We start from the raw sequence: 16765 nt of genomic DNA, 5'->3' as shown, positions 1-16765 counted from the left end.
GTTAATGGTATTCCCTCCACCTAAGTGCGCTAATCACCTTACCTCGCCAGAGACTTTAGCCATAGGTGCTAAGCAGCCCAATTTACGTTATCCTCGAGCCATACTTTAATACCATGCATATAAAGACAATAAAAATCATGCAAATAAAAAATACGCTTGTTTTATTCGGATTATTAATACTGTCCGCATGCACCGCTAGTCAGCGCAGCGTTGATGACTTTGATATCAAAGTGGAAGACAAATTTCAGACCCAAATTACAGGCGATGGCATTAAACTATTCACCTATAAAATAAAATACGCCACATTGCCGACCATAGAGCGACCGTATCTGCAGACAAGGCAAATAGAGCGCCAGCAAAGCAGAAAAAAGAACACACCTCCCGATCTGTCTGATTGGACACAGCAAATTGAATTAGGGCTCGACAAAACCATTGCGATGACTGGATATTGCCGCGAGGGTTATATTGAATTAAGCCGCATTATCGAACTAGGTCGAGGCGAGATCCGTGGTGAGTGTAATGAAGGCGCTACGGCTCAAGATATCGATATATTTACCCCATAAAGCCACCTGTTTTATGGCTCAATATTTTCCTCTTGAGCTTCTAGCAAACGCTCTTATTCCTAGCGTCAATACGCTCCAATAACGAAAATTAACGCCAAAACGAACCAAACCGTTCGTTTTACATGTTAAGCTCTCATCTTTATCACAACTTATCTGCAGCAGAACAACTATATTCTACTATGAACAAACTAAGTCGAAATGAAAGGCTAGCTGTTATTCTCAAGCTACTTAGCATGCATAAACAGCTATCTAACCAACAACTCTCCAGGTTACTCGCAGTGACAGCCAAAACGGTTCGCTGTGATCTCGTCCAACTGGAACAAGACGGCCTAGTAAAACGAATTCATGGCGGCGTCTGTCAGTCTGAAGGGGTGGATATCAAAAAGTACAGCTTGGATGCCATGCTGGCACAACTGATAGAACACAACTTGCTGAGCGACACCTTAGGACTCGATTCAACCCAAGGTAGATTAAAAAAAATGAAACAGAATGTATTTGTACTTGGCTCATTCAATGTCGATATCGTTGCGAACCTAGAACGCTTCCCTCAACCCGGTGAAACGCTGCATTCAAGTAGTAGCAGTATTGGCGCCGGTGGCAAAGGTGCCAATCAAGCTTATGCTGCTGCTAAAAATGGCGCTAACATTACCTTTATGACCAAAATTGGTACCGACCAATTTAGTCAATTTGCCCGCCAACACCTGAGCAGTACAGGCATAGACAACACCATTATTGTCGAGTCATCCACCAGCCCTACAGGAACCGCGCTCATTTATGTCAGCGAGCAAGCCGGCGAAAATATGATTGCGGTGAATGAAGGCGCAAATATGACCCTAACTGCCGATGAAGTGCAAACTGCCAAGCATCATATTATTAATGCTGAGCTGTTTCTTACCCAACTTGAAACCAATTTTGATGCTATCAAGTTGGCAATGAGCATCGCCAAAGAGAGTGGCGCTAAAGTGATCCTCAACCCCGCGCCATACCATGACAGAACCCCTGAGTTACTGCCTTTGGTGGATATGATAACCCCCAATGAAACCGAAGCCTCATTAATGACTGGTATTGAAGTCTCAGATTTAGAGAGCGCTAAACAAGCCGCTATCGCGATACATGCTCTAGGAGTCACCTCGGTGGTGATCACCCGTGGTGCTGATGGGGTATTGCTCTATGAAAATGGCCAATTTACCCAAGTTGATGTGTTAAAAAGCGCGGTGGTAGATACCACTGGCGCTGGAGATGCCTTTAATGGCGCGTTAGTGGCCGAGCTTGCCAAGGGCAGTACGCTACATGATGCGGCTAAATACGCCAACGCCTATGCCTCCTTAGCGGTTGAGCGCCTTGGTGCGGCAAACATGCCTGACGCCTCTCTGGTCGCGGCAAGGCTTAACGCTTAGTATTCCATCAAAACGCTATGGTCTCAATCAACCTTAATGGCTCAGCCTAGCGCTAACTTAGCTATTAATTTACATTAAAAAGTAATAAAAAAAGCGCAGTAGTAACTGCGCTTTTTTAACGGTCAACCCTTTAAAGTATCAAGCGACCGATAATAAATTTAACGACTTATTTTAAACTAGCAGCATAATCAATAATACTACTACGATATAAGGCTAATAATTCACTATCATTGACCGCAACACCCACCTTTTGCGGCGCGTGATCCATCCAATCATCGTGTAGATAAGTACGACCATCAAACTTCTGAATGGTCATGCCTTCTGCAACGCCGTCGGTAACCACCCGAATAGGACCTTCTCTTAAGGTAAATAGCTCAGGATTAATCACGTAGGCGATCGCCGAAGGATCATGCACATGGCACGCCTCTAAACCCACTTTTTCACTGTAAAACTTTAAGTAGTAACGGCTGACGTCCCAGATAAACTGGCCAACTTCACCCGCATCGTCACGTAACTGATCAAGATAATCGCGGGTGAAAAAGCTTTGCTCTGTTACATCTAAACCAATCACGACTACTGGCCATGAAGCGGTAAATACCATATCGGCTGCATGAGGATCGTCATGTACATTGGCTTCGGCAAATGGCGTCACATTACCGCGGTGATCATTTTCACCAAAGGCGCCGCCCATAACGACCACTTCTTTGACCAAATCAACGATCGTAGGGTCAGCCTGTAGCGCTAACGCGAGGTTCGTTAACGGACCGATAGCCACTAGGGTTATTTCACCAGGCTCGGCTTTAACCGCATCGATAATGTACTGATAGGCTGGGCGTGGATCCGCTTGGCCTTCTACCTCAGCGGGTACTTTAACATCGCCAAACCCCCCTTCGCCATGAACCACCACAGTTGGGCCGACTGGAGGACGTACAATAGGCTTGCTCGCACCAGTCACTATATCGGCTTGGAGTTTATATTTTTGCTTAAGATATAAAGCGTTATGTGTCGCATTTTCGATAGTGACGTTGCCATAAACCGTAGTGATGGCTTTAAGTTCAATGTCAGGATGCGCTTGGGCAAACAGAATCGCCATTACATCATCAATACCGGGATCTGTGTCTAATATAATTTTAGTTGTCATGGGGATCACTGTCCTACTAATTAGATAAATCGATACTATTACTATAGGGTGTTATATCAATCGCATTACGTCAGTGAATCACTGGTTTAATGTGCTCGATATGGCTGAATGTTCTGCGACTGAGTTAACAAAGACTTCGAGGAAAACAACATGAAATTCGAAGTCTATTTCAGGCGGATACAGACAAATTACGACGTTTAAACGCACCGAGCACTATACAAAAATAATCATGGCTTAAGTGTGATAGGCCATCAAACTTGTACTTGAAAGTGAACATATTGGTTCACTTAAGTGCATGCTAACATATTCGCGCCTTTGCGCTGGATAAAAAATCCATCCGTTAACCTTCCTCTACAGCACCCTTAATCACTAACATTATCAACGTAAAGTTTTATCACCGCCTCCCACGTTTAACACCCTAGATATTGCAGACTTATCGCCGCTGCACCAAAACAAAAATGTCAGTATGCAAGGTGCCGCTTAAACTAAGCGGCACCTTGCATGAGCCGGCTCATGCTACTAGGCATCTTATTGTCATAGCAGTTATCCGTCATAAATTAAATGAGTTGAGCCGTCTAAGTCGTACTTTTTGTACAATAAATACTAACGTAAATCGAAACGATCTAGCTCCATCACCTTATGCCACACCGCAACAAAATCATCGATAAACTTATCTTGTGCATCGTCGCTGCCATAAACTTCTGCTAAGGCTCTGAGCACTGAATTTGAACCAAATACTAAATCCACTCGGGTGGCTGTCCACTTAAGATCACCCGTTGCACGATCAAAGCCTTCAAATAAGGTTTCATCGCTGGATGTGGGTTTCCATTCGGTGTCCATACTCAGCAAGTTGGTGAAAAAGTCATTGGTTAAAATTTCAGGCCTGTCGGTCAACATCCCATGCGGTGATCCATCCACATTGGTAGACAACACTCGCATACCACCCAGTAGTACCGTCATTTCTGGTGCCGTTAGGTCCATTAACTGCGCTTTATCAACTAATAAAGCCTCAGCGGGTACCTTGAGATTATCATCAAGATAATTCCTAAACCCATCGGCAACGGGTTCGAGTACCGCAAATGAGTCTATATCAGTCTGTTCGGCTAAGGCGTCTGTGCGTCCTGGAGTAAAGGGCACACTGATAGAACGCCCAGCATGACGCGCAGCAAGTTCAATACCGACACCACCACCTAGCACAATAAGATCGGCCAAGGAGACCTGTTTACCTATTTGTGCCTGATTAAAGTCGGCTTGAATTTGGCTATAAGTTGCCAAAACCTTCGACAACTGTTGGGGTTGATTGACAGGCCAGCCATTTTGCGGCGCCAATTGAATTCTTGCGCCATTGGCGCCACCCCGCTTATCTGAGCCTCGAAACGTAGCTGCCGATGCCCATGCCGTTGACACCATCTCAGATATCTTCAGTCCGCTGGCTTCAATGACCTGTTTTAAATCGCTGATATCTTGCCTATCGATGCTCTCATAATCGGCTTGAGGAATAGGATCTTGCCAAATCATCTCTGCTGATGGAACGTCTTCGCCCAAATAACGAGCACGTGGCCCCATATCGCGATGCGTCAACTTAAACCAAGCACGAGCAAATGCTTGGGCAAATTCATCGGGATGGGCTAAGAAACGTCGTGATATTTTCTCATAGGCCGGATCAAAGCGTAACGATAAGTCAGTGGTCAACATTGATGGCGCGTGGCGTTTACCGGCATCGTGTGCATCGGGGATCTCATCAGCCCCCGCACCACCTATAGGGCGCCATTGGTGTGCGCCAGCCGGGCTCTTGGTTAATTCCCATTCGTAACCGAATAGGTTTTCAAAAAAGTGATGGCTCCAACGAGTCGGTGATTGAGTCCAGGTCACTTCAAGTCCACTGGTTATAGCGTCGGCCCCTTTGCCGCTTCCGAAACGATTGTGCCAACCGAGTCCTTGTAACTCAATGGGGGCCTCTTCTGGCGCAGGACCAACTAAGGCCGCATCTCCGGCGCCATGAGTTTTACCGAAGGTGTGCCCACCGGCAATCAAGGCCACAGTTTCTTCATCATTCATTGCCATTCTGGCAAAGGTTTCACGAATATCATGAGCTGCAGCAAGGGGATCGGGATTGCCATCAGGCCCTTCAGGATTGACATAAATTAACCCCATTTGCACTGCAGCAAGAGGGTTGTCGAGTTCTCGATTACCAGAGTAACGTTTGTCTCCGGCCAACCAAGTGGTTTCTGCGCCCCAATTGACATGGATTTCTGGCTCCCACACATCTTCGCGACCACCGGCAAAACCTAAGGTTTCAAACCCCATTGACTCCAATGCCACATTACCCGCTAAGATCATTAAATCAGCCCATGAGATCTTACGGCCATATTTTTGTTTAACCGGCCACAATAGGCGGCGCGCCTTATCGAGGTTACCATTATCTGGCCAGCTATTTAACGGCGCAAATCGCTGCTGACCTCGGCCGCCGCCACCGCGTCCATCACTAATTCGATAGGTACCGGCACTATGCCATGCCATACGAATAAACAGCGGCCCATAGTGGCCAAAATCTGCCGGCCACCAGTCTTGAGAATCTCCCATCAGGGTGTGTAAGTCTTGCTTAACTTGTTTAAGATCTAGGCTTTTAAACTCACTGGCATAATCGAACCCCTCCTCCATGGGGTTAGACTTGGATGAGTGTTGAGTCAACATCTCAAGCCGTAATTGGTTTGGCCACCAATCCTTATTTGCTGTGCCACTTCCTGCAACATGATGCATCGGACATTTACTGTTAGACATGAGCACTATCTCCTTCCCTGCTTTACAACAGGTTAGTTATAAAGGTCTATTATTTATAGTACCTTAGCCCCACTTTTGGCCAGTAAAGTCTATCAATCGTTGCGATAGACTTTACCGATTAGATAAGTGCTGTACTCCTTACTCTTTGGAGAGCGGCAGTCCTCTTTAAACCGCAGCAAAACCACAGCGGATTATTGGCGTTTAATCACTTCAAAACCAATTAAATACAATTGATCAATATTGCCATATATTGCTCTTATCACCTGCTTTAGCTCATCTAGTGTCATGTTTTCTTGCGCTGCATGCTCAAGGTTTAGTGCATCAAACGCGACCGTCTCGACACGATTAACCTTAATGTCGCAAAACCAACGGTTATCTTCAAAGGTCGCAACATGCAGCACTTGGCCAACCTTAAAATGGGACTCTGATTCATCTCTTAAGGTAATATTTTTCGCCCCAGAGAGAATATCGGCCTCAAAGCGTTCAAAAAAAGTGATCTCACTTACAGGATTAATTGTCATAAATTGTCTCGATTAGAATGTTTGCCTATAGCCGCCTGCTTGAGATTGAGTTAAAATCCGCCCCCGGTTTACGCTCTCTCGAAGCTAAGCCCTATTTTGAGTTAATTAAGGTGGAGCCAATGAACAGAAAACAGAAGATAATCAAAAAGACTGCAAAACGTGCTAAAGCGCGTCTCAACAAGCATACGGCTCCTACGATCAAGAAGTATATATCTAAAGGCGATCGCGCCAAAGAGCTCGCTCGTGAACAAGCTGAATTAGCTGCCAAAGCCAATGCTACCAAAAATGGAACAGAAGCGAGCGACAACGAGCAGGCCAGTGACCAACCTACAGAGCCAACCAGCACTGAAAGTGAAACTCAAGCTTAATCGCCTCACCTTGCTAGGCGTCGGTCTTTTACCACCTCAGACTCGGACGCCTTGAACTTACCCCCTCCAACGTTCTATCACACTAGTCTCTAACCACTGGTTTACCCGTAATGAGCTCTGAGACCCGATTACTGGCTTCGCAATCTTGCTCTTCACTCAGCTGCGCCATTTGAGCACAAGATGATGATAATGGATTAGGACTCGATGGGCTCAGTTCGTCATCGAGAGGCCTTGACTCGGTATTTACCTCAAAACCCACTAACAGAATTTGCTGCTGTTGCACCTTATCAACGAGTCGGTATGCGGTCCACACGCCGAGGACACCAAACACAATCGCGCCCAACACTTGGCCAATTAAGACCCCTTCAACCCCACCCCACTGCGCACCATAATAAACAAATGGAATCGTCCCCAGCGTCGCTTTCCCCACGTTAAACACAGTTGAGTATTTGGCTTTACCCAAATTATTAAATGACGCATTAGCCACAAACAGCGCCCCGGAAAACACGAAGAACACCGCAATATAACTACAGAAAAAACGGATCAGTTCGGCGCTATCACCCTGCATGGCAAAAATCACAATGATCTGTTCTTTAAGTCCAAATAATAATAGCGATATCGAGATCACATAAACGCTGCAAAACAGCAGCGCCTTGGTTAAGATCTCTTTCACCCTATCGAACTCTCTCGCGCCAAAATTTTGTCCCACAATAGGGCCGACCGCGCCGGACAACGCAAATATCATCCCAAAGGCCACTGGCGTGAGTCTACCTAATACCGCCCAAGCGGCGACATAACTGTCACCAAAATCGGCAATAGCACGGGTAACGACCGCATTGCCGATAGGGGTTGCAATATTGGTCATCATTGCCGGCCCGGCAATAGCAAAAATGGGGCGAAGATCTTGCTTAAAGGCGGTTAAATCAAACTTGCCGACCAACTGGTGCTTAACCATGACGCCGCGCGCGGCAATAATGAGAACAGCCACACGCGCCAGCACCGACGCCAGCGCGGCACCTTCTATTCCCATGGCAAATAAGAAGATAAAGATAGGGTCAAAAATCAGGTTGACGCCACCACCGGCCAGTGTCGATATCATGGATAACTTAGCATCCCCCACGGCGCGCAGCGCGGCGCCAAGTGCCATCGCTAGGCAAATTAGTGGCATCGAAGGCACCAAGATATATAGGTAATCAGCAGCTAACTGCGCGGTGCGACCACTGGCACCGACTAACGCAATAAGCTCGGGAATAAAATAGGTCACCACCATAGCGACCACTATGGCCACGAGTAATGTTACCACCGCGCTATTGAGCAGCAATCGCTTAGCTTGGGCAAACTGTTTGGCGCCTATGGCTCTTGACACTAACGCGCCTAATGCGATGGACAATCCGATACCGATAGAGGTAGTAAAAAATGAGATGGTACCCGCGTACCCAACTGCTGCAGCTAGCTCTTGCTCTCCCAATAAGCTGAGAAAAAAGATGTCGATAAGGTCGACCACAAATAACGCCGAGATCCCGATAGCGGCGGTGGAACTCATCACCAAGATGTGGCGCATTATCGGGCCTTCGACAAACTTTGCGTTAGTCATGTGTATCCTTTATAGAGGGTAAAATAGACAATATTGCAGATTAAAGATCGGTCTCAAGCTCACTGCCGCACTTATCACAATATAGGGCGTTTAACTCATGGCCCGACTTTAAACAGTTACTACAGCGGCGGAGATCTTTTCTACGCACCACCTCTTGAGAGATCTCGGAGGTTAAGATCCCCGTTGGAATGGCAATAATGGAATAGCCTATCAACATAGTAAAAGCGGCAATACCTTGACCAAGCGGCGTTTGCGGGGTGATATCACCATAGCCCACCGTCGTAATGGTCACTATGGTCCAATAGATGGATTGAGGCATAGAGGAGAAACCATTTTCCGGCCCTTCAACCACATACATAACCGCACTCAACACCATCACAATCAGGCTGACCGAAAAGAAAAACAGGAATACTTTACGGCTCGATTGCATCATCGCCCGCAGTAAAACATTTCCCTCACTTAAATACCGCAGTAGCTTAAGCACTCGGAAGATACGGAACAAGCGCAGCACTCGGATCACTAAGGTGAAGTTAGCACCAGGGAAAAATAGCGCCAAGTAACTGGGTAATATAGATAACAAGTCAACAACCCCGTAAAAACTGCGAGCATATTGCCAAGGTTTCGCCGAGCAGTATAAGCGCAGTAGATACTCTAGGGTGAAAATGCCAGTAAAGCCCCATTCGGCAATACGGATCCATGTGCCGTAGCGGCTATTAACACTTTCAATAGTATCAAGGAAAACCAACGCCACACTAAGGACAATACAAACGATTAAGACCAAGTCAAAATAGCGGCCAGCCTTAGTATCGGTACCAAAAATGATATCGCGTAATTTTTCGCGGCGAGACAACTCAGGGGTGGAGTTCATCAGAAATTAACATCCTTTTATATGTATCAGCAGCGGAGAATATGTGCATAATAATGGGTTCAACAAACTGATCCAGCTTAATCTAAAATAAGGTATGATGAACACCCAAACGGCGGTTTTATTTATCAATCAATGACCATGCAAACACTTTTTAAACAGCTCTTACTGTGCGCCTTACTGCTCAATACTAGTTCAACTTGGGCCACCTCGAGCCAGCAATCTGCCAGCTTTCATGGCTCTAACCACAGTACTGACCAGATTGGTAAAGTCGATTTAGTCATTGTGAATAAATCACAAGCCAGTATGCAATTAATGCGCGATGGCAAAGTACTGCGACGCTATACGATTGCCATGGGCGATCGCCCCACGGGACATAAGCTTCAAGAAGGCGATCAGCGCACCCCTGAAGGACGCTACCTTCTCGACTACAAAAAAGCCGACAGTGCCTACTACCGTGCGATTCATATCTCATATCCCAATGAAGAAGATAGATTACGCGCCGCCGCCTTAGGGATAGACCCTGGTGGACAAATCATGATCCACGGCCAGAACCCCAATTCGTCATTAACCCCAGATGAAGCCCAGCGACTCAACTGGACCGATGGTTGTATCGCCTTGAAAAACCATGAAATCGATGAGTTATGGCAGGCGATAGAAACAGGAACGCCCATAGAGATCTGGCCGTAACGTTAGTCACACACTAGCACTATGATGTTTATGGTGTTAATGCCATTTGACACTAGCAGGAGGATTTTAATAGCTCATCCTGCACTCACCACTATCTTTTTATGTCAGTAAAAGAGTCCAATGCGATGACAAAACCCCACATTACCCTAGACGAACTTGAACATAGCTGGCCGCAGTTTAGCCATGGTATTCAAGAGTTTTTACAAGAATTACAACTCGATACCCTAGGGCTTGCTTGCGATCATGTCGCCGTACGTGTTAACTCAGAGACTGGCGCCGAGCTGCTTAAAGACTATTTTGGCCAACAAGGCCATATTATCTCTAACAACATGATTAATGGCCGGCCGATATTAATCATCGCGCTTAATACGCCACTGCAACTGGGTGATATGCTTATCGACTGTGTCGAACTGCCGTACCCAAGTAATAAGCATTATCCCTGTGAAGGGTGGGAGCACATCGAGGTGGTTTTGCCAGGCGAAGCACAAAACATTGAGCAACTCAGCCAGCAACTACTTAATGCTGTCCCCACTCTGGCGCCAGTGTTAGCAGGTACAACAGATATCAAGGTAAAATGCAGCTCCCCCCAAGGAGAGCATGAACGCTTAGCCAATCCGACCATCGCCTTTAAGCGCGCTAACCTGTGTATCAAAGTGCATGCCCATGGTATTAAAACCATTATCGCATCAGAGGCCAAAGAGTAACGCTTAATGATGTTGGACGCATGAGCTAATGGGTTATGCAAGGTAACCCTGCATCATCAGCAACAAAAACGCATCGGCTAACGTGTTATCGCCGATGCGATTATCAATGTCATTAACTAGATTTTTTCAATATAAAGAATTATTTCACCCACTTTAAAACCAAACTTGCTCATGTCTGTCTTGTTAAATAGACGGTTCTCATCGAGTAGGAACATCCAATCATCTAGGGTCACTTGGTAGGTCTCGCCATCGACTACAATATCTAAATCATACTGCCAAAATAACGCCGAGCCTTGGGTCCTACCCTTGGCAATACCAATCACATCACCGGCTTGACCTTCATATTGATTCTCAGCCACTTTCTTTAGCTGCCAAATTCGAGTCGACTTTTCACCATCGTCAAACTCAAACCACTCTTTGATTTCGCCGTTAGCGCCTTGCCAATTAGCGACTAAATCGACCTCGAAGCGACGTAATAAATTGCCCGAACGATCTAACACAATGCCGTAAGCCTTTAACTTGCCATCAAAAAATTGTTCTAACTTTAATTCAGGTTGAGTGCCTCTATGCTCCTCTAAACTGGCTGAACCACAGGCCGTAACCAGTAACAACAATAACAGTGACATCAAATATTTCATTGGCTTAACCCCAGAAGTTGTCGCCTAAGCTTGGGCTCAGACGTATTTTTAGACAACCATATCGCTAAAAAAGCCTCACCAAAGCGGGGATCATCTATTTTCCCTATTAATTGATCTGCCATATAAAACTGACTCTCACCACTTTGATTAACCAGCAAAGTTAATCTATCGCCTGGGGCCACATTGGGCCAAATACGCTGCAGTGGCGCGACCCATTGGGCAATATCGGCGGGGCTATAGCCTAGGTGTTGCCACTGCTCTGCGGTTGCCTCGACTAATGCCTGTTTATCTATGGTTTTGTAATATTCGATACGCAGCGCTTTGATTTTTTTGTCATCTGTACCTGCCTCTATTAAGAATGGCCGCTCACTGGCAAACAGTTCGGCGCGATATAAGGTTCAAAATAGATAGGTCATCTCTCCGGCGCCAATCTTTTCAAGCTGGCTAATGGGAGAGGCATAAACACTGCTACTGAGTAGCATCACAGCTAACCATTTAAACATAAGTCACCTCGTTATATTGGCAAGCGCTGGCGGCTGTAACAACCGATAACCAGTGATCAGTAGCGGCATTAGCAGCGACCACACCAGCATGAGTGAACCCACCAGCATGAGTTCATTCCAACGGGCCTGCAATACACCAAACTGGATGCCTGCCCAGTAACTGCTGGCACCACCAATGGCGCCAAACAAGACAACAACCCAACTATTCTGCCGAGTTAACCAATGTAAACTGTGATTAAAACTGATGATAAAAATGCACCAGAGTAAAGCGAGCCAGAGGGGAAAGCCCACATCGACTGTGCTAAAACCACCGATCTCAAGCTGTAGCTTATCCACCGCGATACCAATTGGCACCAACAAGAGTAACTTAGCATCGGCTTTTCGAGTGGGCGACAGTAAAAAATGCAGCGCGATAAGTAAAACCATGGCCAGCGCCGCATTGTCGCCGAGCAAGGCGGCGCTAAACCAACATAGTTGAAATAACAGTAGGTTAATAATCCAAAATCGCTTCATCGGCTTGTCCCACATAACGGGGTTTTCTGGCAACCAGATGATGCGTACTGATCACCCGCTCTTTGAAGGCACCTTCGCAATAACAAAAGTAGAATAACCACAAACGTTTAAATTCATCGCTGTAGCCAAGTTTAACTAACTCATCCCAACGCTGCTCGAAAGCTTGGCGCCAATCATTGAGAGTTCTGGCGTAATGTAAGCCGATATCATTTATCTCACTCACCACCAAGTCGGTGCGCGACGCCATATGCGATGTCATCACGGCTACCGAAGGTAAACAGCCGCCAGGGAAGATATATTTTTGAATAAAATCAACTCCTTTACGGTATTTATCATAACGGCTATCGGCAATGGTAATGGCTTGGATCAGCATTTTGCCATCGGCTTTGAGTAACCCTGAGCAGGTTTCAAAGAAAGTGCCTAGGTACTCGTGGCCCACGGCCTCAATCATTTCAATGGAGACTAGCTTGTCATATTGCCCTTCGAGTAAGCGGTAATCTTGCTTAAGTAAGGTTACCTGCTCGCTTAAGCCCGCTTGCTCGATACGCTGCTTGGCAAAGGCATATTGAGCATCAGAAATCGTGGTAGTGGTTACCTTGCAACCGTAATGCTGCGCCATATAGATGGCAAGCCCACCCCAACCTGTACCGATTTCAACAACATGATCAGTTGGGCGTAATTCAAGCCCTTGGCAGATGGTGTGCATTTTATTGAGCTGAGCGGCACTTAAGCTGGTCGCTTCACTGCTGTATACCGCACACGAATAGAGCATACTCGTGTCTAAAAAGCGCTCATACAGGTCGTTACCAATATCATAATGGGCCAAAATGTTACGCTTAGAGCCCTGTTCTGTATTAAGGTTTTTGCGGCGTAAAAAGAGGTTTTTCACCTTGGTGACCCAAGCCATCTTACTTTCGATAGCATCGAGCTTAGCTTGGTTTCTCGCCATCACTTGAATGAGGTGGGTTAAATCTGGGCTGGTCCATTTGGCATCTAAATAGGCCTCTGCTGCACCTATGCTGCCGCCTTGGATAACATCTTTATAGAAACTACTGTCATGCACCACAATTTGCGCACTCAGCTGGGCCTCTCTATCACCCAGTATTTGATGCTTGTCGCCTTCGATAAGCTCGATGCTGGCATCCTGCAGCTGCGCTAAAAGCTTGACAATCAACGCTCTATATTTTTGGTTAGCCCCAGTATTCACTAAGGCATTACGAGGGTTAAGCGTTTGATTTTGTTTTACAAGCTGTTCCATTTCAACCTCGCTAATCGGTCATTACTGTCGTATTTATGTTTTTTCATCTGATCCCGGGTGAGCAATAAACGGCACCCGTTTAATAAATAGTTTCAATGCTTGCCAATATATCCCTAGCACCATTTTGAGTGTCATCGAAGGCGCTGCAAGCAAGGTTTTAATGAGCTCATCTTGGGTCACTGGGTGCTTGGTTAAAGCCAAAGTCGCATCAAAAACTTTACTATGCTGGTGATTCTCAATATGCACTAGCGCCTTGTTTGCTGGCGGAGTAATGCGCCAATGATAGGTCATATCCATTTGCATAAAAGGCGACACATGAAAGGCTTTTTTCACTTTCAGCTCTTGCCCCAGCGCCAGCAAATAGTAGTGTCGCTGTTGCCATGGGGTGTTGCTCACTTCCGCTAGCATATAACGACATTCACCCGCTTCGTCATAGCAAAAGTAACAATTTATCGGACTAAAATAGACCCCCATGCAGCGACATTGCGCCAACATCAGTACTCGCCAATCATCACTCCAATCACCACCTAACGCTCTGACTTTGTCACCAATACGCTGCTTAAGGCTGCCAGGTTCATTCTTGATATAATCTTTTTCTAAAAAGCGGATCGGATTAAACCAACGCTGGCCAAACAAATTGCTGCGTTGCATCAATTGTGGCAGTTCGTCTAAATCGAGCCCCATCATATACATCTTGTAGTTAAAGGCGTGAGTGATATCGCCAAACCGGCGATGACGCACCTCTCCTTTATAAATACCACTGTGTTCTATGTTGGCATCTTGGCTCATAAGGTCAGGCCAAAACGTTTGGTCACATCCAGCGCGCTGCGCACGCCATCTTCATGGAAGCCGTTATACCAATAAGCGCCAACAAAATGGGTGCCACGTTGGCCACAGATCTGTGAGCGCTGTTGTTGGGCTCTGACGCTAGCATCATTAAGCACAGGGTGATGATAAACAAACCGACGCAATACTTTGCTCGGGTCAATCTCGTCACTCTGATTGAGGGTGACACAAAAAGTGCTGTCACTATCAATGCCCTGCAAGATATTCATATTATAGGTGACGCAAGAAGGTCGATTAAGATTGTCATCAAGCATGTAATTCCAGCTGGCCCAAGCCAGTGGCCTTTTGGGCAACAATGCTATGTCGGTATGTAACACCACTTCATTACGGCTATAAGGAATGGCGCCTAATACCGACTTTTCTTCATCGCTAGCATCGCCCAGCAGGGCTAATGCCTGATCTGAGTGACAGGCAAAGATCACCTCATCAAACACCAAGGCATCACCATTGACCAAGGTGATCACCACGCCATCATGGGTTCGGGTCACCGATGTGATATGGGACTCGGTTAATACCGGTTTAGATAACTCAGCCAAGATGGCCTCAACATAAACTCGCGAACCACCGGGCACCACTGACCATTGGGGCCTGTCAGAGATATTTAGTAGGCCGTGATTATAAAAAAACTGGATAAAAAACTTCAGTTCAAATTGTTTCATCTCGGCCAAACTGGTCGACCAAATAGCGGCGCCCATAGGTAAAATATAATGTTGGCTAAAAAAGTCAGAAAAACCATGTTGTTGTAAAAACTCACCTAAGGTGTAATTAGGGGCAATCGCTTGCTCACTATAGGCTTGCTTACACAATTTATTGAATTTCAAAATTTGGCTGATAAGCCGCCAAAATTGAGGCCGCAAGATATTTCTGCGCTGAGCAAACAGTGAATTGAGCCCATGACCGTTATATTCAAACCCAGTTTGACGATTATGTACGCTAAAACTCATTTCGGTAGGCTGACCAGCAATACCTAACATCTCAAGTAAACGATTAAAATGGGGATAAGTTCTGTCGTTAAATACAATAAAACCGGTATCGATAGCATACTGCTTATCTTGATGGGTAATATCAACCGTGGCAGTGTGGCCACCGACATAATCGTTTTTCTCAAACACAGTCACGTCGTACTGCTTATCGAGCAAATAGGCACAGGTTAATCCTGAAATGCCAGAGCCAATAACGGCGATCCTTTTCATTATTTATTTATCCTTATCGCTAAGCGGCGCCAAATGGAAAATGGCAGTAACTGTAAGCATCTCATTAAAAATATAAATAATCCCGGAAAACGAATATCACGCTTACCTTTAGCCACACCAGTAATAATCTTAGTGGCGGCTTGCTCTGTGGTCATCAACATAGGCATGGCAAAAGTGTTTCGCTCGGTTAATGGCGTATCGACAAAGCCGGGGTGAACACAGCTAACCTCAATATCATGCTGAGCCAAATCTATCGATAACACCTTAGCCAGATAAGTTAACGCCGCTTTTGATGTGCCATAAGCTTCGGCTCGGGGTAAGGCTAACATCTCAGCGCTAGAACTAACCATCACCAACCTGCCACCGGGCCTTACCAAATTAAGCCAGGACTGTAAGCCGTAAGCAACTGAAATTAAATTGATGTTAATAACTCTCTCAAACCGCTTGGCATCAAAATGCAAGGCATCGTCGATGTATTCGCAATCTCCTGCATTAAAAATCAATAGATCTAACGGCCAATCGACCTTATCAATCACTGGATATTGCTGATACTGAGTTAAATCGAAACACTGTGGGGTGATGTTGGGATATTGTTTGACCAAATCGTCCAGTTTTTGCTGACTGCGGCCGCAAGCTAAAATGTGATGACCGGCCTTAGCATAAGATACGGCTAAGGCCCGACCAATGCCAGAAGTAGCTCCCGTTATCATAATACGCATCTTATCCTCCTGCTTTGCTGGCATCGACATTATTTAGCTGCGCGCTGTTTGATGGCGCGAATGACACGGCCAAGTAGTGGAATGTGTTCATATAACATCGCCCCCACGTCTAAGTAGTCGCGGTGATAAATCACCTTATTGTCCTGCGCCTTTAGATGAGAATGGCCTTGAACCGAAATAGGGCTAGCGCCACGCAGCTGTTTATGACGAAAGGTCATGGTCCAATAAATCGCTGCCTCACGCTCCCCTTCGAGCACATGCTCAATCACAAAATCACAACTGAGCAGCTGCTGGTATAAGCCAGTAAAATAGCGAAGCAGAGCCGGCAGGCCGAATACTTGATGCATTGGGTCGACAAATTCAATATCAGGATGATAGATTTTTTCCAGCGATACTAAATTATCGGTCGAAAGCTCAGTGTATACCGCTATAAAATTCTGTAACCATAAAGATTGCGCCATCATCCATAAG

At 46.0% G+C, this 16765-nt stretch carries 18 protein-coding genes; 5 read left to right on the top strand and 13 right to left on the bottom strand.

From position 1 onward, the window contains the following. Window positions 1-137 precede the first annotated feature (137 nt). Both AC0VXX_RS06455 and rbsK read left to right on the top strand, forming a co-directional pair. Window positions 138-563: a hypothetical protein gene (locus AC0VXX_RS06455; protein ID WP_475516420.1), complete on the top strand. Its 426-nt coding sequence runs from the start codon at window positions 138-140 to the stop codon at window positions 561-563. Between the two features lie 233 nt (window positions 564-796). Continuing rightward, window positions 797-1960: a ribokinase gene (gene rbsK / locus AC0VXX_RS06450; RefSeq protein WP_475516419.1), complete on the top strand. Its 1164-nt coding sequence runs from the start codon at window positions 797-799 to the stop codon at window positions 1958-1960. Between the two features lie 166 nt (window positions 1961-2126). On the opposite strand, the gene AC0VXX_RS06445 is transcribed toward rbsK, so the two are convergent. The 3 genes from AC0VXX_RS06445 to yqfB all read right to left on the bottom strand — a co-directional run bounded on the left by AC0VXX_RS06445 (window position 2127) and on the right by yqfB (window position 6403). Then, window positions 2127-3101, bottom strand: coding sequence for a nucleoside hydrolase (locus tag AC0VXX_RS06445; protein ID WP_475516418.1), 975 nt, complete (start codon window positions 3099-3101; stop codon window positions 2127-2129). Between the two features lie 603 nt (window positions 3102-3704). Continuing rightward, complete coding sequence (gene katG, locus AC0VXX_RS06440) at window positions 3705-5882, bottom strand: catalase/peroxidase HPI (RefSeq protein WP_475516417.1); 2178 nt, start codon at window positions 5880-5882, stop codon at window positions 3705-3707. A gap of 191 nt (window positions 5883-6073) precedes the next feature. Continuing rightward, on the bottom strand, window positions 6074-6403 hold the full coding sequence (gene yqfB / locus AC0VXX_RS06435) for a N(4)-acetylcytidine aminohydrolase (RefSeq protein ID WP_475516416.1): 330 nt from the start codon (window positions 6401-6403) through the stop codon (window positions 6074-6076). A 119-nt stretch (window positions 6404-6522) separates the two neighbouring features. On the opposite strand from yqfB, the gene AC0VXX_RS06430 reads away from it, so the two are divergent. After that, window positions 6523-6771, top strand: a complete 249-nt coding sequence (locus tag AC0VXX_RS06430) for a DUF2986 domain-containing protein (RefSeq protein WP_475516415.1) — start codon at window positions 6523-6525, stop codon at window positions 6769-6771. Between the two features lie 82 nt (window positions 6772-6853). On the opposite strand, the gene AC0VXX_RS06425 is transcribed toward AC0VXX_RS06430, so the two are convergent. Together AC0VXX_RS06425 and AC0VXX_RS06420 are read right to left on the bottom strand one after the other, a co-directional pair. Continuing rightward, entirely contained in the window at window positions 6854-8365 is a 1512-nt protein-coding gene (locus tag AC0VXX_RS06425) for an MATE family efflux transporter (RefSeq protein WP_475516414.1), read from the bottom strand. A gap of 40 nt (window positions 8366-8405) precedes the next feature. After that, window positions 8406-9233 (bottom strand): ion transporter, encoded by an 828-nt coding sequence (locus tag AC0VXX_RS06420; protein WP_475516413.1) that lies wholly within the window; start codon window positions 9231-9233, stop codon window positions 8406-8408. A gap of 138 nt (window positions 9234-9371) precedes the next feature. On the opposite strand from AC0VXX_RS06420, the gene AC0VXX_RS06415 reads away from it, so the two are divergent. Then, the gene (locus tag AC0VXX_RS06415) at window positions 9372-9920 is read left to right on the top strand and encodes a L,D-transpeptidase family protein (RefSeq protein ID WP_475516412.1); all 549 of its coding nucleotides are present in this window, start codon (window positions 9372-9374) and stop codon (window positions 9918-9920) included. 125 nt (window positions 9921-10045) lie between these two features. Continuing rightward, window positions 10046-10624, top strand: coding sequence for a VOC family protein (locus tag AC0VXX_RS06410; RefSeq protein WP_475516411.1), 579 nt, complete (start codon window positions 10046-10048; stop codon window positions 10622-10624). A gap of 116 nt (window positions 10625-10740) precedes the next feature. Here the strand turns inward: AC0VXX_RS06410 and AC0VXX_RS06405 are convergent, their stop codons facing one another. The 8 genes from AC0VXX_RS06405 to AC0VXX_RS06370 form a co-directional block, all read right to left on the bottom strand. Further along, window positions 10741-11262, bottom strand: a complete 522-nt coding sequence (locus tag AC0VXX_RS06405) for a DUF3833 domain-containing protein (protein WP_475516410.1) — start codon at window positions 11260-11262, stop codon at window positions 10741-10743. After that, the gene (locus tag AC0VXX_RS06400; protein WP_475516951.1) at window positions 11259-11615 is read right to left on the bottom strand and encodes a chalcone isomerase family protein; all 357 of its coding nucleotides are present in this window, start codon (window positions 11613-11615) and stop codon (window positions 11259-11261) included. Before AC0VXX_RS06400 ends, AC0VXX_RS06405 begins: the two co-directional genes overlap by 4 nt. A gap of 153 nt (window positions 11616-11768) precedes the next feature. Beyond that, entirely contained in the window at window positions 11769-12278 is a 510-nt protein-coding gene (locus AC0VXX_RS06395; protein WP_475516409.1) for a DUF2878 domain-containing protein, read from the bottom strand. Beyond that, the gene (locus AC0VXX_RS06390; RefSeq protein ID WP_475516408.1) at window positions 12256-13536 is read right to left on the bottom strand and encodes a class I SAM-dependent methyltransferase; all 1281 of its coding nucleotides are present in this window, start codon (window positions 13534-13536) and stop codon (window positions 12256-12258) included. The genes AC0VXX_RS06395 and AC0VXX_RS06390 overlap by 23 nt, the downstream gene beginning before the upstream one ends. Before the next feature lie 33 nt (window positions 13537-13569). Continuing rightward, window positions 13570-14325 carry a DUF1365 domain-containing protein gene (locus AC0VXX_RS06385; RefSeq protein WP_475516407.1) on the bottom strand — a complete coding sequence of 252 codons (756 nt, stop codon included), beginning with the start codon at window positions 14323-14325 and terminating at the stop codon, window positions 13570-13572. Then, a complete protein-coding gene (locus tag AC0VXX_RS06380) occupies window positions 14322-15575 on the bottom strand; it encodes an NAD(P)/FAD-dependent oxidoreductase (protein ID WP_475516406.1) in 1254 nt (417 codons plus the stop codon). The genes AC0VXX_RS06385 and AC0VXX_RS06380 overlap by 4 nt, the downstream gene beginning before the upstream one ends. Continuing rightward, the gene (locus AC0VXX_RS06375; RefSeq protein ID WP_475516405.1) at window positions 15575-16294 is read right to left on the bottom strand and encodes an SDR family NAD(P)-dependent oxidoreductase; all 720 of its coding nucleotides are present in this window, start codon (window positions 16292-16294) and stop codon (window positions 15575-15577) included. The genes AC0VXX_RS06380 and AC0VXX_RS06375 overlap by 1 nt, the downstream gene beginning before the upstream one ends. A 29-nt stretch (window positions 16295-16323) precedes the next feature. Further along, window positions 16324-16758 carry a nuclear transport factor 2 family protein gene (locus AC0VXX_RS06370; RefSeq protein ID WP_475516404.1) on the bottom strand — a complete coding sequence of 145 codons (435 nt, stop codon included), beginning with the start codon at window positions 16756-16758 and terminating at the stop codon, window positions 16324-16326. Between the last annotated feature and the right edge of the window lie 7 nt (window positions 16759-16765).

This window comes from Shewanella sp. QJM3NY_23, assembly GCF_056173105.1.
Note: the sequence above shows the minus strand (reverse complement) of the source record. Positions and strands in the feature narration are given on the sequence as shown.